Genomic DNA, 25,975 nt, shown 5'->3' with positions numbered 1-25,975 from the left:
TAAAAATACACCTCTTTTCATAAAATGTCCGTTACACCCTTCCGCTGATATCTTATTCGGTACAGGCTCTGCCTCTCAGATTTTATCATATTTAGCCAGGAGAAAACACCCTTTCCTAAAATAATCTTTAACGTAAAAAACAGAGCCAAAGTGGCTGCAACGCAGGCACAAGGGCTCTGTTTTTGGAATGAATTGATTTGCTTATGTTTATTTTTATTATTTTGAAGTGCTTTTTTTGTAACGTGTAGGAGGTTAGTCCCTGTCGTTTATTTTCCACCTAGCCGCACCCACTTGTGAAATGACCGCTGCGCCGCTGCTCATTTCTTCGCCTCAGGCCTGGTTCCGCTGCACCAAGGTTCATCACTCAGGCTCTTCGTCGATGCCTGGTCAAACAAACTTTCCCTATAGCGATTTCCGTGGATGGGGGTGTATGAATCCCTTCTGCCCTCCCTTCTTTTTAGAATAATGTTCAAACGCCCGGGCATCTGAACTAGCACAAAAAAACTGTGGTCTTTACCACAGTTCCGTTTTTAACTGTATGTTATCCATGTTGCATCTTAAACCTGTAACAAAACACCGCCGCCATATATTAGGCCACAGTAATGTCCCACCTTTACCGAGGTTTGTTTAAGGCTTATGTCTGTGTTCTGACTTGTGCATCTTCATCCTTCGCCAGCCTTCCCAGATTTTTATCCAGTGACTGCTCTCTTTCAGAGCTGTGGCTCAGACTCCGCACTTACAGCGGCGGTACCGTCCCGGAATTGCACCGGAGTTCCTTTTACCTGCATGCAGTTTCTTTCCTGCCGCAGTACATAAAATACATGATTACCAAGTTTTCAGTTTTTTTGTTCTTGTCTATATCATACCACTAAGTTTACGAGTTATCCAGTATTTTATTGCAAAAATACTGAATATAACTTATTTTTTTTGAGCCTTAAAAAGATTGTAACTGTTTTGCACCCCTTCATTTTCTTGAAAGAACTCTAACAACGTATTTATATTGGAAACGGTAGAAACATCTAGCGAATGCTCCATTAACTCCGTCTCCTCTAATGGATTAGAGCTTCCCAGCAGGTTTAAAAAACGCTCAATGGTCTCATGTCTTTTCAAAAGATATTCACCGACTTCTTGACCCGCATCTGTCAATTGAATAATCTCATATCTGTTATATTTTAAATATCCTAAAGCTGCCAGCTTATAAATCATTTTCGAGACAGAGGAAGGCCGTACATTTAAGTGCTCCGAGAGAATTCCTATACGGGTATACTCATTTTTCTGACACAGCCTGTATGTCATTTCTAAATAATCTTCTAGGGCTGAAGTCAACTGCCCATTTTGTCGATTGGCAGTCTGGTATCCACGAACCGTTTTAAAATCTGAATTTGTATTCTCGCTCATCTGTTCACCTCTAAAATCATTATATTAATTTAAGTATATTCGTAACACATTAGTTTAAAGACCATATATTAGCCTTGGGAAAACTTTTTTACTAACACGAACTCATACAAATAAACGGAGGCTTTTATACATGAAAAATAATAAAATATCTTTAAATCAACTTCCCATTGGAAAAAAGGCCAGTGTCATAGGTCTCACATCCAATGGCACTACTAGACGGAGAATGTTAGATCTGGGCATTATTGATGGAACCGAGATTGAGGCTCTTTACAAAAGCCCTTCTGGGAATCCGATTGCTTATCAAATCCGAGGAGCGGTTATCGCCCTGAGATCAGATGCATCCGAAAGAATTCTAGTATCAACGTTATAAACTTTTTCGGGGTAAATCCTGTGAGCTGACAATCTAAAAATAGTTAATCATTGTCCTTTCATGTTTTACCCCGAATTTATATAAGGAGGATTAGTAAATGGGATTAACAAGCGAGTCCACCGGGACGGGCGTGTTAAATTATTGTGGATTACATATTGAGAAAGAGTCCCAGGAAGACAAAATAATAGCTCTTGCTGGTAACCCCAACGTCGGAAAAAGCACGGTCTTTAACAGTTTGACCGGACTAAATCAACATACTGGAAACTGGCCGGGAAAAACCGTAACAAGTGCTCAAGGTATCGTTCGCTTTAAAGAAAAAAAATATATTTTGGTCGATATCCCCGGGACCTATTCTTTAATGGCTAATTCCGCCGAAGAGGAAGTAGCCAGAGATTTTATCTGTTTTGGCCAGCCGGATGCCGTGGTGGTTGTAGCCGATGCCACCTGCCTTGAACGAAACCTGAATCTTTTACTTCAGACAATGGAAATAACAGACAATGTAATTTTATGTGTGAACTTACTCGATGAAGCCAAGAAAAAGAAAATAAACATTAATTTAGATTTATTATCCTCTATATTAGGAATTCCGGTGGTGGGAACAAGTGCAAGAAGCGGCAAAGGACTTGACGATTTAATGGCGGCCGTAAAAGCAGTTACTGAATCCCCAACCTCTTCCCAGGTTCTTCACATCACATATAATGAGGAAATAGAAAAAGCCGTTGCCGCCGTTGCTGAGGCGACGGCCAGTGAATGGGGTGGTGGGGCCATCAACCACCGTTGGCTGGCATTAAAACTGTTGGATGGGGATGAAGGTTTAATTCAATCTATCAAAACAAATCTCGACTACGATTTAATGGAAAACCAACAGATTACTCAAAAAGTTGCAGAATCCATCGATTTACTAGAACAGGCAGGCATTCAACGAGATCAATTTAGAGATCAGATTGTCACTAAAATAGTAAAAACCTGTGAGGAGATTGGCAGCAAGGTTATAACCTTTGAAAAGAAAGAATATGCAGAAAGAGACCGCAAAATAGACAAAATTTTAACATCAAAGCTAACGGGTATCCCGATCATGCTTTTACTTCTCTTTGGTGTATTTTGGCTGACCATAACAGGCGCAAATGTTCCTTCTCAGATGCTGGCTACGGGCTTGTTCTGGGTAGAAGATCAGATTTCACAACTGTTTTACAGCCTTTCCGCTCCAGCATGGCTGACTGGTATACTGGTGGACGGCGTATTTAGAACCTTGGCATGGGTTATTTCGGTTATGTTACCGCCGATGGCCATTTTCTTCCCCTTGTTTACCTTGTTGGAGGATTCCGGTTATTTACCGCGAATTGCTTTTAATCTAGATCATTTCTTCTGCAAAGCTTGTGCTCATGGAAAGCAAGCGCTTACAATGTGTATGGGTTTTGGCTGCAATGCTGCTGGTATCATTGGCTGCCGTATTATAGATTCTCCACGGGAACGTCTCATCGCAACAATTACCAATAACTTTGTCCCTTGCAACGGCCGCTTCCCCACTTTAATCGCTATCATAACCATGTTTTTTGCAGGTACCTTGGGCTCACCTAAAACCTCAATCCTTTCCGCCATGATGCTCACAGCTGTAATTGTTCTTGGGGTTATCATGACTTTATTGATTTCAAAATTGCTGTCAAAAACCCTCTTAAAAGGGCTGCCGTCTTCTTTTAATCTTGAATTGCCGCCTTATCGCCGCCCGCAGATTGGAAAAGTCGTCGTCCGTTCCATCTTTGACCGAACTCTTTTCGTCCTTTATCGGGCAATCGTTGTAGCCGCACCTGCTGGTCTAATCATCTGGCTCCTAGCCAATATTCAAGTAGACCAAATTAGCTTGCTGACGTATTGTGCGGAGTTTCTCGACCCATTTGCACACTTAATCGGGTTAGACGGATACATTTTGATGGCATTCATTCTGGGCTTCCCAGCAAATGAGATTGTGGTCCCTATTATGATCATGAGCTATATGGCTACAGGATCTTTAACCGAATTGGAGAGTCTATCCGAGTTGCATACCTTGTTTGTCAACAACGGGTGGACCTGGCTTACAGCCGTCTGCGTTATGCTGTTCTCGCTTATGCATTGGCCTTGCGGCACAACTTGCCTTACCATAAAAAAGGAAACACAAAGTCTAAAATGGACGCTGGTCTCCTTTGCCGTTCCAACAATAACAGGTATCATTGTATGCTTTACTGTAGCAAATTCTGTTCGATTATTAGGTCTCGTATAAAACATGTGGTTATCAGGCGGACAGTTTTGACTGTCCGCCTTTTGCTTGATTCGATATCTTCAGGTTAAGCCATCACCGTTACTTTGCTTTCAAATTCCTGCTTGTCCGCATCCCAAAGAAACTCCGCTTTACCGCCGTACCGCTCAGCGATGGCTTCTACCGACAACAGCCCATACCCGGTCTGTCCGCCCTTCTTGGAGGAAAGGAACCGCCCGCCAAGCGGTCGGACATTCTCAGCAGTATTCCATACACGAATATGCAGCGTATCTGCGGCCGTGCGAAAAACTGCAATCCGAATGGTTCGTTTTTCCCTTTCCATTCGCTGGCAGGCTTCCACGGCATTCTCTAGGAGGTTAGCATACAGACAGCATAAATCGGAATCCGTCATCCTTGTGTGACCTGGATCTGACGTAGCGTTCAAATTGCAGCGAACATCCAGATGAATATGATTTTGCTGTGCCACCGTTCGGTAATGGTACGTCAACGTATTTATAACATCAATGGGACAATACTCCGGCAACTCCTCACTTGTGGAGGAAGTGTGGTATTCCTTGATGTATGCCTCCAACCTGTCGTACTGATGACTGCTCACATACTCATCTAGGAGGGTAAGATGATGGCGTAGATCATGGCGCATGGTTTTAATCTGCGCCATTTCCTGTTTAAGCGTCTCAAAATGTGCCAACTGGCTTTGATATAGTCGTTCCATGCTCCCTGCCCGCTCGGTCATCACGGCGCTTTCCCGGTACTGTTCCGCCACCTCCTGTCCGGTCACTGCACCGATGCAAAGCACTAGGGCAAAGCTGGCAAGCTCAATAAACCAGCCGCCGAGAATAGGTTCATATACCGGCAGCAGCCGATCTGCAAGCAGAGCACAGACGAAAATCACGACACCATAAAGTAAGGGCGCAATACACACCACACCCTTCCGAAGGGCATACCAGACCGCAGCCGCCATAAATCCAGCCGTTATCCATTCGTAAGCCGAAACCAGCCACGAATAGGCCAACATCATATTCAAATTGCCAAGGGGCAGCAACACATGCAGGACTGCGGACACCGCGCACATCATTCCTTCGAAGCCCACAAAGGGAAGGCCCCATTTTCTTGGCAGGCCGCTCACCCTCATAGCCGCCAGCATGGCAACCCCAAGCATGGCGCAGAAGGACACATTCTCTAGGGCATAGTGAAGCCCGGTGCCGCTCAGCAGCGTTCTGGTAATCGGATAGCTCACATAGCCTACAAAGAATATACACAGAAGTCCAAACATCAACGCCAGCGAGCTTTTCCGCCCCAGCAGCCCCACCATCACTGACAATAGACCGACGGTCAATGCCACAGCACACAAAGAACTTCGAAGCACTAATCTGGTGCTCAATAAATCAGATACCGCATCCGGCTGACCAAAAGCAGGAGGATACACCATGCCGCTGTATAGATGGGAGTAATCCGCTACCGCAAACAAAATCTCGAGATTGCCGCCGGCTTCAATGCTGACGGTGCGGTTGCCAGTTTCTGATCGGTACCCTTCTGGTTCCGGTTCCCCCATCTGCCTAGCCGGTCTGCCGTTTATGTACAATCGATAGGCAGAAAAGATTTCGGGCAGTTCCAGCAGGTAGCTGTCCACCTGCTCCGGCAGCTTAATCGTCAGCCGATAGCTGGCGCAGCCGTGGGGAGAACCGCCGTACATTTCAAATCCGCCGAACCGTCCAATAAACAGATACTGATCTGGGACAGGCGGGTTATGGTCAAAGTCTGCAGGCGTAAGCAACTGGTTCCCGTAATATTCCCAGCCGTCTACAAGGAAAAGCACAGGTTGTTGTACAAAGACTTCGTTCTCCAGGGTGAGAATACCATCCTTTGCCTTTGGGCCTGCCGCCGTATATTTATTGTCGTACTGGTAAACCATCAGAAAAACAGCGGCGGCCAGGGCAAAGACCACCGCCACTTTCAGCCCCAGCTGGATGGGATTATTTCCTGCCTCATGGTTTTTCACGCCGCCACCTCCCATGTCTGCCAAACCGAAGAAACAGCAGCATACCAGCACATAAGCCTGCCACGCTGAGAAATAAAACTGTCCATATTTTTACCGAAACGTTCAACTCTGGTGCGGATTGCTCTGGGTCAACAAGCGTCGCAGCCTCCTCTATGAGGAGTACTTCCTCTGTATTTGCCGGGGTCAGGACCCTTTCCGCAGTTTCCCTCTGTGCCTCATCCGGAATCCTTTGCGCAGGAACGACCTCTGTCAGAGTCCCCCCATGGATATCCTCCGTCTCCATATCCAGAGGAAGCGCGTCGGCAGGAATAGCCGTTACGAAACGCTCATCTGATTCGCCGCCAGCAACGCTGTCGACTTTTGCAGTACTGCTTTCGTTGTCCTTTAATCCTTCATTATTTTCCGCTATACTGCCATTGCTTCTGTCAGGCCGAGTGCCACTCCCTTTGTTACCGCCCTTACTGCCGCCATCGGGGGGCTTTACACCACCTCGGTCGGTGCCCGTACGGTCACCGCCATTTCCGCCAATAAAGACGCCGTCCTTTTCATCCAGAATGGCAATGTTGGACTCACCCACACCGGTAACCTCAAGCTGAAACCATACAGGATGTTCCAGTGTTTCATAGCTGAAATTCACAGAGGAACCATCCCATAAGATATCCGGCGAGTGTGTTGCGTCCATCCATGTTTCGCCCTGGTCGTCCGAGCGCCACAGGATGATGCGTTCATCCATAGGGTCGTAATCCTGCCAGAAATTCAAGACCGCATACCGGGAGCCTTCAAGCTCCCGCACGGCGATCTGACTAATACAGGGTAGCTCAGGGTCCCGCACCTCCACCGTTAATGTAATAGGCACATCGTCAAATAAACCAAGTCCGTATAGGGCTGAGTTGGCAGTACCCTGTACTATTGTTGTTCCCAAAATACTGGTATCAATCCCATCATATACATCCAAATCCCAATCGATAGCAAATACCTGAGAGGTTACGCCTCCTGCTTCCTCTATAAGAAAAATATTCGGCGTGCTCAGCATGTCAATGGCACTGAGATGATATTGATTTTGTCTTAACGGCAGATATAATCGAGAAAAAGATTCTTTCATGACAAGGCGGTTGATGCTCCGTACCTCAGCGGGAGCTGGCGAAGCAGCGCAGGACTCCAGTGATATATCACTTCCCGCCGCCGCTGCGGCTCCATCTCCTTCAGCCGTCAGCTTGCAGTAGAAAAGGGCTGCGCCCTTTGGTGCGTATACCGCTGTGCTGTTTTCGCCGGAGACCTCCACCCGATAGCACCAGGCTTCCATGGGGGCATCCAGCCAAAGTCCAACAGCTTCCTTGCCATAGGAACGTAGCACCCCTTGCCAGCTCAAAAGGGTCATGTCAAAGTTTCTGGTATTTACATCCGATATGCGCAAAGCCGTGCCGCCCTCGCCATCCCGTCCGGTAGCAGTAACATTCAGCTGCAGCAGGGTTTCATTCCAGTTCGATTCATTAGGCATGCCGCTGTCTGTCCTCGGCACTTTCACTACGGGCATTTCCACGCCCTCACCAGTAATTAAAATATCGCTGCTTGGCAGAGTCCCGCCGTTAAATACCAAGCCATAAATGCCCGTATTCACGGTGATTTTTCCCCGGATTCCGTATATGCCCATAGCTTGCGTGATAATCACACGGTCGGACAGATATACCGTACCGCCTGTCTCCTTATGCTGTGCAATCCATTCTTTCAGCTCTTGTTCATTGGAAACGAATTCCGTTTGCTCTAGAGCATCAGAAGAATCTGGTGCCTCATCGCTCTGGGGCTGGAGAAAAGCTCCGGTTTCTTCCGGTTCCGCTTCGGGCTCGACAGGCACTTCTGGTTTAGCAGAATTCTCTGGTTCCGGTTTCGGTCCAATAGGGTTTTTCTGCTCTAACTCCAGTTCCAATTCAATGGAACTTTCCGACACGTCCACATCCAACACATCAGATCGGTCAGAGGCCAGTGCCACAGGTTCCTCTGAAGAATCCCCAAAGGCAGATATGGGCTGACAGAGCATCAGGCAGACCGCCAGCAAACCGGGCAGCACTCGCCCATTCCCCCAGCTCATAGGGATACCTCGAACAACCGATCGGAGACAAAATCAGCATAGGCGTCCCGCAGCTCGGATCGCCCTCGTTGGCGCAAGGGAACAAGGCTGCCGTTCCGCAACCGAAAATCATCCAGTTGGATGGCCTCCACATACCTCAAATTCACCATGTAAGAACGGTGGCAGCGCAAAAAAGAGGCGGTGGTCATTTTTTCCAATTCATCCAGAGGCGTGGAGGTTTTTATCGTTTCCGTGGAAGTATGTACTAAAACCTCTTTGCCGTACACCTCCATAAATAAAATCTTATGGAGCGGGATTCTCCGCTTCATTCGGTCGGACATCACTTCAATGAACCGTCCGTTTTTCAAAAAAACATCTCTGCATTTGAAAAATGCTCGGTCAATATCCTCCCGCTTGATTGGCTTTACCACATAGCTGCTCGTCCCCAGGGAAAAGGAATCCAACGCATGATCCTTACTGGTAGTGATAAATACCAGTGAAAAACTGGGATTCAGTTCTCGAAGCCTTTCGGCTGTTTTCATCCCGTTCATGCCCTCCATGTAAATATCTAGAAATACAACATCGAAAGGTTGGGCGGCAAAAGCCTTCACAAGTGCTTCTCCGCTGGAGAAGGTATGAAGCTCTCCTATAAATCCATTTTTATCAAAATGCTCCTGCAACAGGGCGCAAATCAGTTCTACATCCTTGGTGCTGTCATCACAAATTGCAATATTCATTCCTTCACCTCCTACAAAAACGTTTTTAAAATTATATCATTTTTAAGAAAACATGACAAGAATTTGAGTATGAAGATGTAATTCAGGCGGTTTGCCCGTCGTTTAGGCTGTTTCTATATAAAGTCCCTGCTTAATCTGCTACAGTGAACATATGCAAACTGCAAAAAGAGGATTGCACACAAACATAGAAGGATAACGGAGGATTCAAATATGTTAAAAGCTAAAATATTTAGGGGAGATACAAAAAAATATTCACTGGGTGATATTGTAAGTCTTTGTTTTTATTACACTCGGGGCAACAGGAGCGCTACTCAAAATGCAGAAATAATACAGCTTGAGCCGGACGGATTTATTGTTGAGGCCGACCAAGCACTTTTGCAAGCAGCAAACGAAAATATTTCTGCAGTTATTGAAACTGGAGAATATCTCACACCAGAAATACCTGTAAAGCTTGAATTTATAAATATAGACACGGAATTAGAGCTTGCCTCACCAGCCAACCAAGTTTCTATACCTCAGATAGAAAGCGATATTCCGAACAGAAACGATTTTGCCATTGGCAGCGGATATGACGTTATAACAAGCAATGCTTGCCCCACAGCCGTTAACCGGATATACCTTGCCGGTAACTCATACTGCTGTCACGTTTACGGACGAATCCAACATCGGCAGCGCCTGCAAAACAGCGATCACAGCTATGCAGCAGGCAGGCATCATGACGGGGGCTCAAAACAACCAGTTTAATCCTACTGCAAACGCCACCCGCGCCGAGGCCAGCGCCATACTCCACCGCTATATCAAACTGACCATAACTCCCGCCACGGCACAGGGCTGGACAAAGAACGATAACGGGCAGTTTATGTACTACAAGGACGGCAAGGTTCTCACCGGCACCCAGACCATCAACAGTGTGAAATATTACTTCAATAGCAACGGCACACTGAAAACCGGTTGGGTCAAGGACAATGCCGGAAACTGGCACTTCTATTTTGGTAACACCATGCTGGTGGGCTTCAGTGATATCGGCACAAACGGCAACGACAATTACTACTACTTCGATACCGATGGCAAGATGGTTTCCAGCCAGTGGCTCCAAATCGACAGTAAGTGGTACTACTTTTACGCCGACGGCTCCCTCGCCCGAAGCACTCAAATTGACGGATACCAGGTGGATGAAAACGGCGTAAGGAAAATAAAATAGCTAATATATATAAGCAGAGGAGGGAACCATCACTTGGTTCCCTCCTCTCTTTTCTGTATTCGTTTTTTCTCAGCCAGATGTTCCTACCTCACCCGGAAGGATACGCCCAGGCTTTCTGCTATTTTTCGGCAGTCTTGAATATCCTCCTGGGGGATAACGTCCACCACGGACATTCTCACATCAGGAACATACTCTTTGACCTCCTCTGTCCACCGTAGAATAGCATCGAAAGATTCTACCCCAAACTCTGGTTGGCACAGTTGCGCATATTTCTCTGCCGTAGGAGCATTTAAGCTGACAGAGACCGCATCAATCACTCCAGCCAGCAGCGGTGCCGTCTTCTTTTTTTGAATCAAATCAGCCATGCCGTTGGTGTTGATGCGAATCGGTTTATCTGTAAAAGTCTTCATCTGACGGGCGATTTCCAGCAGCACATCCAATCGCTCCATGGGCTCCCCATAGCCGCAGAAAATAATTTCCTGCACGGATGTCTTCTTCTCACAGATTTCTTCCCGAACCCGAGCCACCACCTGCTCCGGGGAAGGCTCTTCCTCCAGCCACAAACTGTCCGCATCCCCCAGGTTGTCCGTATAGTTGCGGATACAGAAGCTGCACCGATTGGAACAGCGATTGGTCATATTGATGTATAAACTATCTCCGTAGAAATAAACGATGGTCCCTTTTGCCATCTTGACTCATCTCCCGTCTATTTGCTCTCTTTCAAAATTTCCAGCAGCAGCACCCAAGTCCGCTCCACAGAAGGAATGCTCAACCGTTCTTCCACGGTGTGTACTCCTGACATATCCGGTCCCAGAGAAATGCAGTCAATATCCTCCACCTTCTCCGCAAAGAATCCGCATTCCAGTCCAGCGTGTATCGCTTCAATAACTGGTTTTTTGCCGTACTGCTTTTCAAATACTCGAATGACCGTCTCTCGCAGCGGAGAATCCTTTTTGAACTCCCAGCCTGGATAAGCGCCTACAAATTCTACGCTCCCCCCTAGTGATTCCATTAGAGCAGAAATCCGGTCACAGACCGCTTTTTTCGCTGTCTCAATAGAACTTCTCACCGCAGAGACTAGGGCAACGCCCTCCTCCTGAACCTTGAGCACGCCCAAGTTCAGAGAAGTCTCCACCAGGCCTTCAATATCGGCACTCATAGCCTGAATACCGTTTGGCAGGGCCAACAGCAGCACAATGGTCTTTTCCTGAGAGTCCTTAGAGAAAACCGCTGTACTGATTTTACCCAGATTTTCCACCGTCACTTTCATCTCCGGATCACTGGTCTTATATTCGTTGTTCAACGTGTGCTCATAGTCTGCCGCCAGAGCCTTCACCTTATCCACATCACCTTCCGCAACTAGGATGTTCAGTACCGTTAGTCTTGGAATGGCGTTGTCTGCCTGTCCACCAGCGATATCTATCAACTGAATATTCACCTCTTTGTTGAGGGTATACAGGAAACGGCCCATGAGTATGTTGGCGTTGCCCCGCATCTTATCGATTTCCACACCGGAGTGACCACCCAGCAAACCAGACAGCTGAATTTTCAACTGGATTCCTTCTGACTGCTGGCGCTTTACCGGCAGCAATCCTTCGGCGGTTACGCCTCCAGCACAGCTAACCGTAAGGATGCCTTCCTCTTCGGAGTCCAGGTTAATAAGCTTTTTACCCTGAAGCATGGACACATCGATTGCCTCTGCACCGTACAACCCGGTCTCTTCATCTACGGTGAAGATGGCTTCCAGCCTCGGGTGTTCTAACGTATCGTCATCTAAAATGGCCAGTGCCATGGCAATGGCGATGCCATTATCTCCACCCAGCGTAGTTCCCTCTGCATAGAGAAAATCGCCGTCTATCGCCAGCGTTAAGCCGTCCTTGAGAAAATCGATGGTGCTCTCCGCCGTCTTCTCGCAGACCATATCTAAATGGCCCTGAAGCATGATAGCCGGGGCCTGTTCATATCCTTTGGAAGCGTTCTTTACGATGATGATGTTGCTAAGATCGTCCCTGTAGTATTCCAGGTTATGAGCTGTAGCAAAAGCCACGCAATAGTCTGCAATCGGGTCCATATGACCAGAGCCATGCGGAATACTGCATAATTCTTCAAAATACCTGAACACACTCTCAGGTTTTAAATTGTTTAATACACCCATTTCTTACCTCTCTTCCATTATATAGAAATATATAGAAACTTTATCTAGGCACTAGTATACCACAAAGTCTCCCGGGTGAACAGGAGACTTTCATCTTTCCATAATCCTTGATGTATGCGGTCAAATGCTATCAAAACAAAGGCTTTAAGCCAAAATCTTCCCTACCCACTCCACATTGATGGCCTGGTAGCCCGGCTCCGTATGTTCTTCAATCTTTTCTTTGAGATTGTCCATGGTCTCCTGAATCAGCGCGTCCTCTATAGGAATAAAAGACTGCTTGCCATCAGCAAAGAGAATCGCGATTTGATGCTTGCCATCCTTTGCCGGGTAATAAAACATACCGCCGATGCTGTCAACATCCATTCCCTCATTGCCGGATTTGAATAAGACCAGCATCTTGATGATTTCGACAACCCGGTCGTCCAGCTTCATATCGCGGACCATAATCTTTTCCGCCATCTCATTGACTGTAGACACCGCCCGGTAGATGTAGCCCTGTTGGGCCTGGTGTTCAAAAGCTTCGGAAGACTGGAAGAGCAGACTGTTCATCTCCTCTACTGCCTCCGGCCCCGGAGCCAGATATACCATCAGGTGCTTGCCCATATCGTGATACAGGCAAGGATAGGTGATAGGGAACTTCTTGCCGCAGGAATTACAGTGGAAGACAAAGAGCTCACCGTTGAGCACCTGTTCCTTCAGCTGCGGGTCTATATCGGCCAGAATGCTCTGCCAGCGGACAAAATCTTGTTTGTGTCCGCATTCAGGGCATTCTATTTCGTTTGTTATACACTTTGACATCTTATCTGCTCCTCTTGCTTCTAATCGTTTGACCTCTTATTTGCTTCTTTTTTTGCTTCTAACCATTTCTACGGCGTTCCGCATCATCATGTTTTTAAAACGCTTAATCGTTTCCTTTTCCAAATCTGGGACGTTGGCCATGCTGATTACTTCAATCTGATTAAAATAATCGGAGTTTTTCAGCTTTTCCACCACCTTCCGGTAGACCGCCTTCGTCACCGCTTCATTGTCCTCTTGGAGAAAGATGAGAAAGCTCATCCGCCCCCAAGCCTTTCCACATTCAATGTGTACCGGAATGCCGGTAGCCCGGCGTATCATGTTCTCCACGCCGTTTTTCAACTCTCCGCCAATGCAGTCCGCCACCGAGGCGTTAAGAATAGCCAGAAAGCCCACACCAAAGCCGACCCCCAGAAGAATTGCCGGCAAAACACCCCAAGCCTGCTGCACGCTGAAAAACATCAAAAGAGCAAGGGGCGCGGCCGCCATCCTGGCTCCTTTCAGCCAGGCAATCCGCCGGTTAACGTTTTTTTGTTTATAATCCATTTTTTTTCTCTCTATTTTCTATCCCCTGAGCATCCGTCCGCGTTATACGTACATCTCCTTTTCCCAAGAGCTGCTCAGATTCAAATATTTTTTAAAGGTATTCATCAATTGAGGCGTCTCATCCATGAAATACGATCTGGCAATGTTTCCATTGGCGTCCCAGTCGCAGCCATCCCACCAGATAGCCACCTTAATGCGGTTATAATACGGAATGGTGTTGAACATATTGATAACCCACTGATTCTTGTCTCCCCCCATATTGGCGGAGGCGAACTCCGTAATCATCAGAGGCTGCTGGAACTTTGCGCAGTATTCATTATACAGACCTTCGTACAGCTGATTAAACTCTTTCCAGGTCTCCCCGGAATAATAAGTCCCTGTATTATAGGCCGTCATGCCTACCACATCTACGTACTTGTCCCCAGGATAGTACATCATCTCGTCGTTCCAGTTAAAATTTGGGAAAGAAGCACCATTCGGATTCCAGACCCAAATTACATTCTGCGCGTTGGCCGTTTCAAAAAAGCTGTACACATACTTGTAAAATTCTCTGAAGATAGCCGTATCTCTAGCGGTATTATAACTGGAATAGGGGCACCAGTCGCCGTTCATCTCATTGCCTAGCCGGAAGAGAACCGGATGACCGAAGTCCGCTACAACCTTTGCATAATCCCGCAGGAATTCGTCGTACTGGCCCTCCAATACGTCGTAGACCATATTTCCGTCATCTCGCCAAGTAGTCTGCAAGGTCAACTCCAACACCTTATTATGTTCATAAGCCGCATCCAGCCGCTGTTTCAGGTTCGGGTGCTTATAGGTGTTGTCAAATTCGCTGTAGTTGAGCAGAATCGGGAATTGATAGTCGTAATAAGACTGATAGTAATCCAGCATGGAATAATCAAAGCCTGCCGTATCTGGTTCAAAGATGCCCCAAGTCAGTTCTGCATCATCCTCAAAATACTGCTTGTAAAAAGCCTTGGTCTCATCGTTCCAATTCTTTTCCGCTACATCCGTTTTTTGAGCTACCCGCATGTAGGCAGCTTTTGTAGGCGCAAAAATGCTCAAGTGATCAACCAGATAGGTGTAGCCGCCCATGTTGGCGATGGGATCGGTAGCCTTCATGAAGATGGTGTAGCAATAATCACCTTTCTGAATATCCAGACAGATATAGTAATTCTTGTCGTTTTCTACCCTGGCCAGCTTGTTTCGGTGCCAAACTACGATATTCACGTCGTAGCCGTTGATTTTCTGTACGCCATTGTATTCCGTTACGTGGTCTTTGGTGTTGTTTAAAAATTTATTAGAATAATTAATGTAGCCAGCCTTGCTGGTGTTGCCTACATATTGTTTGTAAATCTCGATTCGTTTGTTGCTGTTCTCCAGTATGGTTCCCACGCTGGAATACCGCATGTCTACGTTCATGTTCTTATCAACGTACATGCTGTATCCGTCTACGTAATTGGTGAAGAAGTCATATGTCCCTGCGTCGGTCAGACTGTACTGGGCGGATGTGATGGATGTGGAATCAGCGAAGGCTGCTCCAGTAGTCCCTACTATCATGGCCAGCAATACGCATATGGCTAAAATCTTTTTCAATGTGATGTTTCTCCTCTCAACGTTGTCTCTTCGTGAATAAATCCCGGGCGGTACCGCTCTGCGATTTTCTCCGCCAGCTTGATGCCGTCCACCGCTGCGGAGGTAATACCTCCTGCGTATCCGGCCCCTTCTCCTCCGGGGTAAACCCCTTTCCAGCTGCTCTCTAACTGCTCATCTCGAACCATGCGCACCGGGGAAGAACTTCTGGTCTCCACTGCTGTCAGCAGTGCCGCTGAAGAATCAAATCCCTTTAGCTTCCGCCCCAGGTGAGGCATCGCCTCTAACAAGGCTTGTACCGCAAAATCCGGCAGGCAATTTCGTACTTTAATTCCGTCTTCCTGCTGCTCTGCAAAAGCCTCCCAGGTGGCTGTCGGCGCTTGATAGTTTTTCCCGCCTTCGGCAAAGGCCTTCCGTTCATAGGTTTCCTGGAAGTCCACTCCCGCCAGCGGGTGCTCGGAGCCAAAATCTGAAGTCCGCACGTCTACCAACAGCGCACTATTGGCATAGGCTCCGTCTCTGGCATGAAAACTCATACCATTGGTGACTACGCCGCCCTTCTGAGAAGAGGCAACCACCACCTGCCCGCCAGGGCACATACAGAAGGTATAGACGCCTCTGCCATTTTGGCAGCGATGGGACAACTTATATTCCGCCGCTCCCAGTCCGGTATCCCTGCTTCCATACTGAGCCTGATCGATAAGCTCTTGGGGATGCTGGATGCGAACACCGATGGAAAAAGGTTTTTGCATCAAGTCCATGCCCTTCTGATGGAGCATTCGGAAGCTGTCCCGGGCACTGTGTCCCATAGCCAGAATCAGATTTTCGGTTTCAATCCATTCCTGACCATTGACTTGTACGGCGCTTACGGCGCCGTCTATCAGCTGCACATCCGTGACCTTGGTTCCAAAGCGAATTTCCCCGCCGTTTGCCAAGATCTTTTTGCGGATATTCACCACCACTCGGCGAAGGACATCCGTACCGATGTGGGGCTTCTGCTTATACAAAACTTCTTCATGGGCTCCCGCCGCCACCAGTTCCTGAAGCACCTTGCCGATACGCTGATCCTTAATCTGAGTGGTCAGCTTGCCATCTGAAAAAGTCCCCGCACCTCCTTCTCCAAACTGAACATTGGACTCCGGGTCCAGCAGACCCTCCTGCCAGAATTTTTGTACTTGCCCCACTCGCTGCTCCATGGGCATTCCTCGCTCTAAAACCAACGGCTGGTATCCCATCTCCGACAATATCAGAGCCGCAAACATGCCGCAAGGGCCAAAACCTGCTATAACTGGCCTATTTTTCATTTTTTTCAAACCAGTTTCCACAAAGGTATAAGTTGAAGCCACAGCCTCTTTCAAACCCAATTTAGCTCCCCGGCCGGACAATTCTCCAGCCAGTTCAAAGTCTACTGTGTAGACCAGCCGAATCTGTTCTTTATCTCTGGCATCAATAGACTCTCTAACTATTTTATAATCCATTATAGCTTCTTTATCCCTGCCAATTTTTTTTGCTATTTTTTCAGGGATGGCCGATGGGCTTTCTTTTACGTTTAATTTAATTTCGCTAATCCGGTAATACATCGGTCCTCCTAAATTTTTATTGCACCGCTTCATCCGCGGCAGGACATGCCAGAGCATACGCGGCTCCCCGTCCTGCTTTGATTCCGGTCAGCCAAGCGTGTTGGAGATTATAACCGCCACAAGGTCCATCGTAATCCAGCATTTCGCCGGCCAGATATAATCCCGGCTCCCGCTGGGACTGCATGGTGTTCGGGCAGACCTCTCCCAAGGGGATACCCCCGCCTGTACACTGAGCCTCTCGCCAGCCCTTAGCTCCAGTCACCGTATAGCGGCTGCTCTTTAGCAGCATGGCGATTTCCTCAATGCCCTCATACGTCAAGCTTCCTGCGGTGGCCTGATTTTCTCCTACCACTTCCTCCATAATCTGTCGACCCAGCTTGGCGGGCAGAATAGAATCCAGATAGACCTCCTTAGGCAGGACAGCCAGTAAAAACCGCCGTTCCTTAAGAAACTCAATGACTTCGTCTTCCTCCATGTCCGGTAGGAAGTCCATTTCTACTCTGTAGTTGCGGAAGGCTTCCTCCAGGCGTTCCTCCCCTTCCGGTTCCAAAACTAAATGGCGACTCAGATTAAAGATACAGATGCCCGACAGACCGTCTTCCGTAAACTGTACCTCTCCAAGCTCTTCCGCCACCAGTTCTTCCCCCTTTAACAGCGCAACCCGGCCTTTGGCCCGGACCCCCTTCAAAACTGGATCAATCCCCTCGCACTGAATAGGCATCAACACGGGATGCAGCTTGGATATGGTATGGCCAAAGGACTTAGCTATGGCATAGCCGTCTCCCGTCGTACCAAACTGCGGGGCGGCTTTGCCTCCGCAGGCCAAAACCACTTTTTTGCAAGGAATTGTGATTTTTTCCGAGGCACAGTCCACCAAGACATAGAATCCGTCTTCCTCCTGTCCATCTTCGGTCTCTAAGGAGACCTTTTCCATGTTCAGAACCTGACAACTGGTAAAGATGGTCACATTGAGCTTTTTGGCCCGCCATTTTAGCAGTTCCACCACCGAGGAGGCCTGCCCACTTCGGGGATACAAACGCCCCTCTTCTTCCTCTGTCAACAAGATGCCGCTGCTGTGAAGAAAACTCTTCACCAATTCAACCTCACTGCAATCAGCATTGGTGATATTGCAGCGTCCGTTGCCTGTGGCTTGCAGCTTCTTGCCTACATCTTCTTTCTTTTCCAGGATACACACCCGCAGAGTAGGATTCTCTTCCAAGCTGCTAATCGCTGCGGCCAAACCGGAAGCGCCACCTCCTACCACGCATATGTCAAAAAAGATATTATACAATGATTTTTTCTCGCTCATATATGTACCCCTTATTTGCTTTATCCTTACATAACGTTCTTTGTTATCACAGATGCCATCTTTTTTTCACATCATAACTTTTTTCATTTTACCACAAATAAAAACAATTTTCCATCTATTCCTTCAAATTCAGCCAGCTAAACCCTTCAAAAAAACTCCAGGTTTTTACACCTAGAGTTTTATGCCGTCTCAATCTACATCCTTTGCGCCTTTACTATCTTCTATTTTATGGCGAAGATAAAATCGCCGTCTTCTCACATGGGGCATAGAAATACCGAAGGTCAATACATTGGCCCCCTGAATCAAAAAGAAGATACCGATAAGAATACCTAAAGTAAGTCCCGCCATGTCCGCGTTCAAAAAAGAATAAATACCCGCTACTGTGGCCAGGAACCCCAGGCCCAAAGTCCATTCCCAGGACTTGTCCTCTTGTTTCTTCAAGGTCCAGCCCCCTACTAAACGGCTGCAACCGCAAAATATCATCCACATGCCAAAAAACATGAGAATCATCAGGTCCGTTGCTAACTGGCCTGCCAGAACGATGGACCCCAGAATAATGCCCACCAGGGCATCAGACAAGACCCAGCCCAGGCCCACAGCCCGCTTCTTCATCTTCACAAAGGCTGCGGTCACCACCAGCCCGTTCAGCACCATGGCTGTTCCCAGCACGAAAGCCACCGCTGCAAAAGCCACCCCCTGGTTGGCGATGGACCATAATCCTGTTAACACCATCATGATTCCAGAAATAATTGTTAAAATTCTCACTAGGTCATTTCCTCCGTTCCCTATATCAAAACCGCAGCAGCTCCCTAGGCTGGTACTACGATTAACTCTGCTTTTTCCCGAATGGCTTCTCTAAAAGAATCCACCAGATTGTCCTCTGCCTTCATCTCACCCGATTCCCCTAAAATCACATGAGAAATGCTGTTTTTATCCACCAGATCTACCAAGGTATCCAATACGTGATTGGACCGGACTACCGTTAAATTCGCACCGTATTCCAATGCCTTTTCATAGAGGTATTCCAAAGCCTCTCCCTCCTGGTGGTTGCCCAGGAATTTGAACTGATAATGGGCCACATGTATGATGAACAGCTCCCCTTCATCCCCTCCGAGAAACCCATGTCCATACTTGATCAGCCTTTCGCAGGTTCTCTGTTGGGTCACGCAAACCATAACATTCTTCATAAAGAGTCCCCTTTCACCTTTCTGTTATAGCAATAAACCATCCCCTGTCTCTTGGACAGACTGTTTAACTAATCAATTATACACTAGAATTTTCATCTTTTCTAGTATAAAATACAAGATGAAAGAAAGCCCGGGGAAACGGGGTGGAAGGGAGCAGCTATGGACAGAACGATTATACATTGCGATATGAATGGCTTTTATGCGTCGGTGGAATTGTTAGAACGGCCCGACTTAAAAAACGTGCCCATGGCTGTCAGCGGCAGCCCGGACAACCGGCACGGCATCATCCTCGCCAAAAACGAGCTGGCCAAACGCTGTGGGGTGGTTACCGCAGAAACCATCTGGTCTGCCAAAAAGAAATGTCCGCAGCTGCAACTGGTACGACCTCACCACGACAAATATAAAAAGTATTCTCAGCTGATTAACCAAATTTACGACCGCTTCACCGACATGGTAGAGCCTTTCAGCATTGATGAATCCTGGCTGGATGTCACCGGCAGCCTTCAGCTCTTCGGCAGCGGCACAGCCATCGCCGACCAGATTCGGACAACAGTAAAAGAGGAGCTGGGCCTGACGCTGTCTGCCGGGGTATCCTACAACAAGATATTTGCCAAAATGGGCAGCGAATACAAAAAACCCGATGCCACCACCCTCATCAGCCGGGATAACTACAAAGAGCTGCTGTGGCCCATGGACGTATCCGACATGTTCTTCGTCGGGACTGCTACAGCAGACAAGCTGAGGCGGTCTGGCATTGCCACCATCGGCGATCTAGCCACAGCCAATCTCAGCGTTCTCCAAGGCCTTCTAGGCAAACAGGGGGGCCTCCTCTACGATTACGCCAACGGCCTGGATGAAAGCCCCGTCGCCTACGCCTACGAAAAGCAGAAAATCAAATCGGTCGGCAATGGCACCACCTTCCGCCGGAACTTGGAGAGCGCCGCCGACATACAAACCGCCCTGAAAGCCCTGTCGGACACCGTGTCCAGCCGGCTGCGCGCTTACGGTATGAAAGCTGGGGGCGTAAAAGTGGATATCAAAGACCCTTATTTTAAGACCATTTCCCGCCAGCGTCAGCTGGAATCCGCCACCAACATCACAGAAGAAATCTACACCGCCGCTTACAGCCTGCTAAAGGCCTCCTGGCAACTGGGTAAGCCCATTCGACTGCTCACCGTGACAGGCATCAATCTGACGGATGAAGATGAGGCGGAGCAGCTAAGCCTCTTTGCCCGAAATGTTCAGGATCGGCAGAAAAGCAGCGACTTAGATAAAGCCATGGATACCATCCGCAGCAAGTTTGGCGGCCAGGCGATTACCTATGGGGGAATTCTCAAAAATGATCTGGGCATTCATTGGATAGAAGAAAATGAAGAAGAAGAGTAAAAAAATAAGGAAACCATTTGCTGGTTTCCTTATTTTTTATTATAATCATTCTCAATCTACCGTTTCTTGTCAGCCCTTTATTCCTTAGGCTGAAGAACCAGTTGGACTTTGTTTCCAGATTTAAGAACCTGATAAATACCTTCTTCTCCGGTGACACCGTAATGCTTTTTCAACAGCCTGGTCTCGTCGGAATCTCGTTCCACCACCACCAAATAGTCATAACCTGACAATAAGTTATCCATATTGTCTTCATAGAAAAGGCATATGCCATCTACCTGGGCAGCATAGAGGAAGTAGCGAGCCACATACTGCATGTAAAAGTTGGTCACTTGCTGATCCTGATCGGACCCATAGATTAAATATCGGTGCTGGTCCTCTTTACCGTCTTGATACCATCGGTCGCCAGTAACCGCCCGGACCTTGCAAGGCAAAGAAGTATCGTAAGAGCGGGCGATATACAGGACGCCGTTATATTCTGACATGAGCAGGGTCACCGCTATGGCCATGCAGACCAACACCCCCTGCTGATAGCGTCTCTTATTTCTCACACTCTTAAAGGCTTGATCGTCAGGCACCTGGCCAATCCGGTAGTGAAAAGAACGTTCTATATCCACCGTGGCACACATCACCAGCCCGCCGGCAAAGAGCACCACGATGCTGCAAGCATATCGCTCAAAGCCTGCCAATCCAAGCGCCTCCTCCAAAGGCATAGAGTATAGGTATAAACCTAAAATTCCAGCATAATACAAGACCAATACCACATCCAAAGCGATTAAAGCTTTCCACAAATTCCACTTTTTTTTCAGCACGTAGACCGCAAAAATGGAAGCTGCTATCGCTGCCACATGAAAAAGCAGAACCCCTATGGTTGTCCGGGTCGAAACATCTGCGATAGACTTCAGAAACAGTCCGACAATTTCCTGCATCTGTTCTGGGGTCTTTCCCGTCAACTCCGAGGCCGATACATTAAATTTATTTTCAATGCCCTGGAAAAAAGTCGTCATCCGCCAGCTCCAGCCTAAGCGAGGAAGAAAAGCCCCTGCCATGGTTGTCAGCAGAAGCAGACCATCCTTCCACCAGCCAGGCTTTCGGTGGACAAACCATAGATAGGTCAAAAAAGTCAGGCCGATTCCCGCAAAAATCACACCGGTACTCTTGGTTACAGACAACAGTCCCCCCAAGGGCAGGATAACCAGACAAGCCCGCTTCATATCCCTCCGATAGTGATAAGCGGCGGCGAAGATGGCCAGCGTGAAAATAGGCAGCAGGAAGTCCACCAATAAGTTGCTGATACGGATGGTGATATTAAAAAAAGACAATGTAGAGCAGCCTAGTCCCAAAAACGCGTAGAGCAAAAACCGCTTTTTCTCAGAAATAATACCGAATATGGCGTAAAAACAGGAGAAAATCAGCAGTCCCTGAGAAAACAGCATCATCGGCTGAGATGTTCCTGCAAAACGGCAGACGTAATACAAGAAGGATGAAATACCCAGCGGATAATTCTTAAAATCAATCAAATTAGAGGCTGCCGTAGGAAACGCATTGGTGGTCAACATCTGCTTCAAAACGATAGCCCAATGAGAAAAGTTATCATAGTGGACTAGCTTGCATTGGAGCAGCAGCTGAAAGAAAAACACACTGCCGATTAAAAAGGCCAGTTTAAACAGAGAAATGGAAAAAGGGACCTTTTCCCCTGCTCGGATTTTCCGAAAGAGAATAAATCCAAACATCAGCAGGCCACAGGCTAAAATGACAATCGCACCTGGCAGAAGAAATCCCGCCAGACCGAAGAAATACACCATGCAACTCACAGAAGAAAAGACGAATACAGGGATAAACTCCTGCTTCAAAGCAAGGCTTTCTTTTGCCAGCATCATGTAGCCGAAAAAAGATAATATGAGTGAAATGCCTAGCAATAAGTCCCATATAACTAGCACGTTTGCGCTCCTCCTTTGTATGGATATTCTCTCTGCCAGTTCTCCTGTCCCGTAGTCTGGTTGGAATGGCTGTTTAATAAGTCATCCATAAGCTGGTCCACCAGACCTTGTTCCGTCAGTTCTGCCAAATTCTCCACAGTAAATAACTCTTCTTCCTGATTGGCGGTATTTTTTCCCGTACGTTTCAAACTCACCTTAATATGACTCTCGGTATAAAACGTAAGCTCTTCCTCTGCTTGGCCCTTCCCTTGAAAATTGGTACCAGAAAAAAATCGGTAATTAAAGCTTCGCAGAATACAACTAGACCCGTCTTCAAAAGTCACCCAATATTCAATAGGAATTCTCGGGGTCTTTCGCTGATCCGAAAAAGACCTCGCCAGTCTCTTTTTTACGTTGCGGACCATATCATCATACGCCGTGTTCCACAAATTCATCTGTTCCGGCAGAGAATGATGACGGTCGTAAACAATTTGCATATACTGGCGCTTGTCTTCCTCTGAAGCCGGTTGGATAGTGGCTGAATACCGCCAACCTGTTCCTTCCGATCTCATATAGACAATAGTAGCTTCCAAATCTGCTTTATATTTTTGGGTTTCCACCCTCAAGGAAAGGATTGTCTTCTCCGGCAAGTAAATGGGCTCTGGCACCTGAAAGGCAATGCCGGTTTCCGACACATCTACCGTCTGAGCCGAATAGCTCCGATTTATATGCCGAATCGTTACCGCCTCTTTGGCCCGAATACGTTCTGTATTTCGATAGGCCTGCCGTCCCAGCATAAAAAACAAAGCATAAAAGAGAGAGACCATATTATAAGCCAGCCAGAAGATGATGATGCTGCTGAAAAACAATGCCCAGCCGTACTTTCCATGGACAAAGCGAATCATCGCCGCCAGAGAAAGCGCCAGCAAGAACAGGTGAGGCAAGGCATATCGCAAGGAATCCCACCATTTATTGCTCGCATTTTTATCTTTATTGGTAACCTTAAACTTGGTTTCACGAATGTGAAAAGTCTCCAGCAAAGTGGGCCAAATTAAATAAGGCATAAATATAGTATCAATAATCTGACTCCATCGTTGATTTCGGATATTGCTGGACAGATACCTCATCGATATACTGTAGCAAGAATACGATGGCAGCCAGAAAATCAGTACGCTCCAAAAATCGGTGTTGACAATTTGAAAGTCTAACAAGGCAAATAAAATCGGCGATAAAATGAACACCAAGCGATTAAAAAAGGACCACCAATATAAAAAGCTGCTTAAATATGTAATCCTAGCTGATAGCGGCAGCTTTTTTGAAAAGATGGCATTGGTGTTTTGCAGACTTTGTAAAATGCCTCTAGCCCAACGAATTCGCTGTTTAATCATACTCTGAATGGTGGTAGTCGTCATCCCCGCTGCCTGAACCTCGTTGGTGGCATAGGTGAGATATCCTGCCTGCTGCAAGCGAATGCTGGTTTCAAAGTCCTCAGTAATGGTGTTAAGCGGGAACCCTTGGATGTCTTCCATGGCCTTTCGCAGAAGAACCGTGTTACTGCCCGTATAAGCTACCGCATTGGAGGCATTTCTCAGAATATTTATCTCTCGGGAAAAGAAATCCTGTTCATTGGGGATGTTCTCTTCTGCATGGAGGTTAAACTGAAACAAATCCGGATTGTAAAAACTCTGAGGTGTCTGCACTAAGGCCAGATTCAGATTCTCTTCCGGGTCATCCTCTCGCCGAAGCCGCCACTTTCCTTCTTCCTTTATGAATTGAGAGAGGAAAAAGTAAGGCACGGTCTTTAGGAGAAAGGTATGCTGCGGGATCATATCTGCATCAAACGTGGCAATTAAAGGCGATGTGGTTTGGCTCATGGCATAGTTCAGATTTCCGGACTTAGCGTGTTTATTGCCGGAAAATCCCAGATACCCCACATTGAACTGTCTGGCTAGTTCCGCCACTTCCGGCCGGTTTCCATCGTCACAAAGGAAAATGTGAACCTTGCTCTTATCGGGGTAATCCATAAAGGTACAAGCGTTGACCGTTTTGTACAGCAAGTCCACAGATTCATTATGAGTGGCAATAAATACGTCGATATCCGGGTAATATTCAGGGGGAATGTCTGGACATTCCAATTGTTTGCTTCCGACCTTCATCTTCTGAATAAACAGTTCAAAAGTGGTCAGTACCGTTACCGTTTCAGCCACAATCAAAAGAAGACCAGCAATCACGTTTAACGTTCCTGCTTCAAAAGGCAAGGTGAAAAACGTACGCCATACCAGGTATATAGTCATAAGAATCATCGTGAGAATAAAAATTCTATTTCGTTTTCTTTCTTTATGTGCTGCTTGTGCCGCTGCTTTTACTTCCTTGCTCATCAATAGTCTCATCCCCTTTTTTAAATACCCATCTTTGTTGCACGCGATAACTTACTAGAAACAATACTCCATCACAAATGATTTTACCGATTTTTTCATTTATTGAAAATCCTCTATTCAGAACATAAACACCTGTAGCCGATAGGGATAAAACAACAACACACAGAATCAAATACCGCCATAGACTTCTATTGCTGGATTTACCTTCCCGAAACACAAGATACCGGTTCAGTAGATAATTTACACCAATTGAAATCACTCGCGCCGCCATCGTTGCAGTAAAAATCCGCAAAAACAGCTGCTGCTGTAAAAGGGGGCGCAGCAAATCCATTAAAAACCACGCAATACCCAAATCTACGGCCGCACTAGAGATAGAGGACAGCAGAAATAGCATAAAACTGGACAGTAATGTCCCTACCACCCGCAGACTATCCCCAACCGGCTTAAAGTGTGTGCCCGCGTTGTTATCTTCATAGATTACCTGTATAGGCTTGGTGATCAACGGAACCCCCGAGCGGACACAGGAAATCAGCATCTGTATCTCATATTCAAATCGAGCCCCCTTCACTTGCAGCATGAAATCCAGCAGCTGCGGACAAAAGGCTCGCAAGCCGGTCTGCGTATCACACAGTCTTTGGCCATACAAGGCTTCAAACAGGAAGGAGGAAAAGCGGTTACCTACCCAAGATTTGGTAGGTAGCCCTAAAATAGCAAAATCCCGGACTCCCAAAGTGAGGGAGTCCGGGTATTTTCCCGCCTCTTTTACCAGCTGGTAGACATCTTCCGCAGCATGCTGACCGTCGGAGTCCGCCGTGACCACACAGGTAACGTGGTGAAAATTGTCTTTTATATATTGAAATCCTGTTTTAAGCGCACAGCCCTTTCCCTGATTTTTTTCATGGTGCAGGACTATACAAGATTCTTCCAATTTTTTAAAGATCCATTGGTATTCCTCTCCGGAGCCGTCATCCACAAGGATGATATCTGTCAAGCCATAGGAATTCAGCTCCTGCACGTACTGCAAAAGCCTGTCGTCCGGCTCAAGAGAGGGAATCACTACAAGGTTCTGACCTTTTTCTTTACTCATAATAATTCCTGTATCTATTTTT

At 47.1% G+C, this 25,975-nt stretch carries 21 protein-coding genes and 1 riboswitch; of the genes, 5 read left to right on the top strand and 16 right to left on the bottom strand.

Going from position 1 to position 25,975, the window contains the following annotated elements; genetic code table 11:
* Positions 1-620 precede the first annotated feature (620 nt).
* Positions 621-831, bottom strand: a riboswitch (cobalamin riboswitch).
* 87 nt (positions 832-918) lie between these two features.
* A complete protein-coding gene (locus Ami103574_RS06465) occupies positions 919-1,398 on the bottom strand; it encodes a metal-dependent transcriptional regulator (RefSeq protein WP_163065857.1) in 480 nt (159 codons plus the stop codon).
* A 130-nt stretch (positions 1,399-1,528) separates the two neighbouring features.
* On the opposite strand from Ami103574_RS06465, the gene Ami103574_RS06460 reads away from it, so the two are divergent.
* Both Ami103574_RS06460 and feoB read left to right on the top strand, forming a co-directional pair.
* Positions 1,529-1,768 (top strand): FeoA family protein, encoded by a 240-nt coding sequence (locus Ami103574_RS06460; protein ID WP_163065856.1) that lies wholly within the window; start codon positions 1,529-1,531, stop codon positions 1,766-1,768.
* Positions 1,769-1,865: 97 nt separating this feature from the next.
* Positions 1,866-4,022 (top strand): ferrous iron transport protein B, encoded by a 2,157-nt coding sequence (feoB, locus tag Ami103574_RS06455; protein ID WP_163065855.1) that lies wholly within the window; start codon positions 1,866-1,868, stop codon positions 4,020-4,022.
* A gap of 64 nt (positions 4,023-4,086) precedes the next feature.
* On the opposite strand, the gene Ami103574_RS06450 is transcribed toward feoB, so the two are convergent.
* From Ami103574_RS06450 to Ami103574_RS06440, 3 genes are read right to left on the bottom strand one after another with little or no spacing between them, the layout of a single operon-like run.
* Positions 4,087-6,018 (bottom strand): GHKL domain-containing protein, encoded by a 1,932-nt coding sequence (locus tag Ami103574_RS06450; RefSeq protein WP_163065854.1) that lies wholly within the window; start codon positions 6,016-6,018, stop codon positions 4,087-4,089.
* Positions 6,005-8,104: a hypothetical protein gene (locus Ami103574_RS06445; protein WP_163065853.1), complete on the bottom strand. Its 2,100-nt coding sequence runs from the start codon at positions 8,102-8,104 to the stop codon at positions 6,005-6,007. The genes Ami103574_RS06450 and Ami103574_RS06445 overlap by 14 nt, the downstream gene beginning before the upstream one ends.
* Positions 8,101-8,820 (bottom strand): LytR/AlgR family response regulator transcription factor, encoded by a 720-nt coding sequence (locus Ami103574_RS06440; protein WP_163065851.1) that lies wholly within the window; start codon positions 8,818-8,820, stop codon positions 8,101-8,103. The genes Ami103574_RS06445 and Ami103574_RS06440 overlap by 4 nt, the downstream gene beginning before the upstream one ends.
* 210 nt (positions 8,821-9,030) lie before the next feature.
* Here Ami103574_RS06440 and Ami103574_RS15830 point away from each other — a divergent pair, with 210 nt between their 5' ends.
* Positions 9,031-9,564, top strand: a complete 534-nt coding sequence (locus Ami103574_RS15830) for a hypothetical protein (RefSeq protein WP_246213210.1) — start codon at positions 9,031-9,033, stop codon at positions 9,562-9,564.
* Positions 9,518-10,021 carry an S-layer homology domain-containing protein gene (locus tag Ami103574_RS15825; RefSeq protein WP_408609096.1) on the top strand — a complete coding sequence of 168 codons (504 nt, stop codon included), beginning with the start codon at positions 9,518-9,520 and terminating at the stop codon, positions 10,019-10,021. Before Ami103574_RS15830 ends, Ami103574_RS15825 begins: the two co-directional genes overlap by 47 nt.
* 83 nt (positions 10,022-10,104) lie before the next feature.
* Here the strand turns inward: Ami103574_RS15825 and Ami103574_RS06430 are convergent, their stop codons facing one another.
* From Ami103574_RS06430 to Ami103574_RS06390, 9 genes are all read right to left on the bottom strand, one after another.
* Positions 10,105-10,710, bottom strand: coding sequence for a TatD family nuclease-associated radical SAM protein (locus Ami103574_RS06430; protein WP_163065848.1), 606 nt, complete (start codon positions 10,708-10,710; stop codon positions 10,105-10,107).
* A gap of 17 nt (positions 10,711-10,727) precedes the next feature.
* The gene (locus Ami103574_RS06425) at positions 10,728-12,176 is read right to left on the bottom strand and encodes an aminoacyl-histidine dipeptidase (RefSeq protein WP_163065846.1); all 1,449 of its coding nucleotides are present in this window, start codon (positions 12,174-12,176) and stop codon (positions 10,728-10,730) included.
* 144 nt (positions 12,177-12,320) lie between these two features.
* The gene (locus tag Ami103574_RS06420; RefSeq protein ID WP_163065845.1) at positions 12,321-12,974 is read right to left on the bottom strand and encodes a CpXC domain-containing protein; all 654 of its coding nucleotides are present in this window, start codon (positions 12,972-12,974) and stop codon (positions 12,321-12,323) included.
* Positions 12,975-13,010: 36 nt separating this feature from the next.
* Complete coding sequence (locus Ami103574_RS06415; RefSeq protein WP_163065843.1) at positions 13,011-13,517, bottom strand: MFS transporter; 507 nt, start codon at positions 13,515-13,517, stop codon at positions 13,011-13,013.
* Positions 13,518-13,559: 42 nt separating this feature from the next.
* Complete coding sequence (locus Ami103574_RS06410) at positions 13,560-15,113, bottom strand: glycoside hydrolase family 26 protein (RefSeq protein ID WP_163065842.1); 1,554 nt, start codon at positions 15,111-15,113, stop codon at positions 13,560-13,562.
* A complete protein-coding gene (locus tag Ami103574_RS06405) occupies positions 15,110-16,690 on the bottom strand; it encodes an NAD(P)/FAD-dependent oxidoreductase (RefSeq protein WP_163065841.1) in 1,581 nt (526 codons plus the stop codon). Before Ami103574_RS06405 ends, Ami103574_RS06410 begins: the two co-directional genes overlap by 4 nt.
* 16 nt (positions 16,691-16,706) lie before the next feature.
* A complete protein-coding gene (locus Ami103574_RS06400) occupies positions 16,707-17,999 on the bottom strand; it encodes an aminoacetone oxidase family FAD-binding enzyme (RefSeq protein ID WP_163065840.1) in 1,293 nt (430 codons plus the stop codon).
* A gap of 189 nt (positions 18,000-18,188) precedes the next feature.
* Positions 18,189-18,764, bottom strand: coding sequence for an HdeD family acid-resistance protein (locus tag Ami103574_RS06395; RefSeq protein WP_163065839.1), 576 nt, complete (start codon positions 18,762-18,764; stop codon positions 18,189-18,191).
* 44 nt (positions 18,765-18,808) lie between these two features.
* A complete protein-coding gene (locus tag Ami103574_RS06390; protein ID WP_163065838.1) occupies positions 18,809-19,186 on the bottom strand; it encodes an adenine nucleotide alpha hydrolase family protein in 378 nt (125 codons plus the stop codon).
* Positions 19,187-19,345: 159 nt separating this feature from the next.
* Here Ami103574_RS06390 and dinB point away from each other — a divergent pair, with 159 nt between their 5' ends.
* Positions 19,346-20,572, top strand: coding sequence for a DNA polymerase IV (gene dinB / locus Ami103574_RS06385; RefSeq protein ID WP_163065837.1), 1,227 nt, complete (start codon positions 19,346-19,348; stop codon positions 20,570-20,572).
* Positions 20,573-20,649: 77 nt separating this feature from the next.
* Here the strand turns inward: dinB and Ami103574_RS06380 are convergent, their stop codons facing one another.
* Genes Ami103574_RS06380 through Ami103574_RS06370 form a run of 3 tightly spaced genes read right to left on the bottom strand, consistent with a single transcriptional unit; the run spans position 20,650 to position 25,953 of the window.
* Positions 20,650-22,509: a hypothetical protein gene (locus Ami103574_RS06380; protein ID WP_163065836.1), complete on the bottom strand. Its 1,860-nt coding sequence runs from the start codon at positions 22,507-22,509 to the stop codon at positions 20,650-20,652.
* Entirely contained in the window at positions 22,503-24,866 is a 2,364-nt protein-coding gene (locus Ami103574_RS06375; RefSeq protein ID WP_163065835.1) for a glycosyltransferase family 2 protein, read from the bottom strand. The genes Ami103574_RS06380 and Ami103574_RS06375 overlap by 7 nt, the downstream gene beginning before the upstream one ends.
* Positions 24,826-25,953 carry a bifunctional glycosyltransferase family 2/GtrA family protein gene (locus Ami103574_RS06370; protein ID WP_163065834.1) on the bottom strand — a complete coding sequence of 376 codons (1,128 nt, stop codon included), beginning with the start codon at positions 25,951-25,953 and terminating at the stop codon, positions 24,826-24,828. Before Ami103574_RS06370 ends, Ami103574_RS06375 begins: the two co-directional genes overlap by 41 nt.
* Positions 25,954-25,975 lie beyond the last annotated feature (22 nt).

Origin of the sequence: Aminipila butyrica (genome assembly GCF_010669305.1) — a bacterium.
Taxonomy (GTDB): domain Bacteria; phylum Bacillota; class Clostridia; order Peptostreptococcales; family Anaerovoracaceae; genus Aminipila; species Aminipila butyrica.
This window is presented reverse-complemented; position numbering and strand designations above follow the sequence as displayed.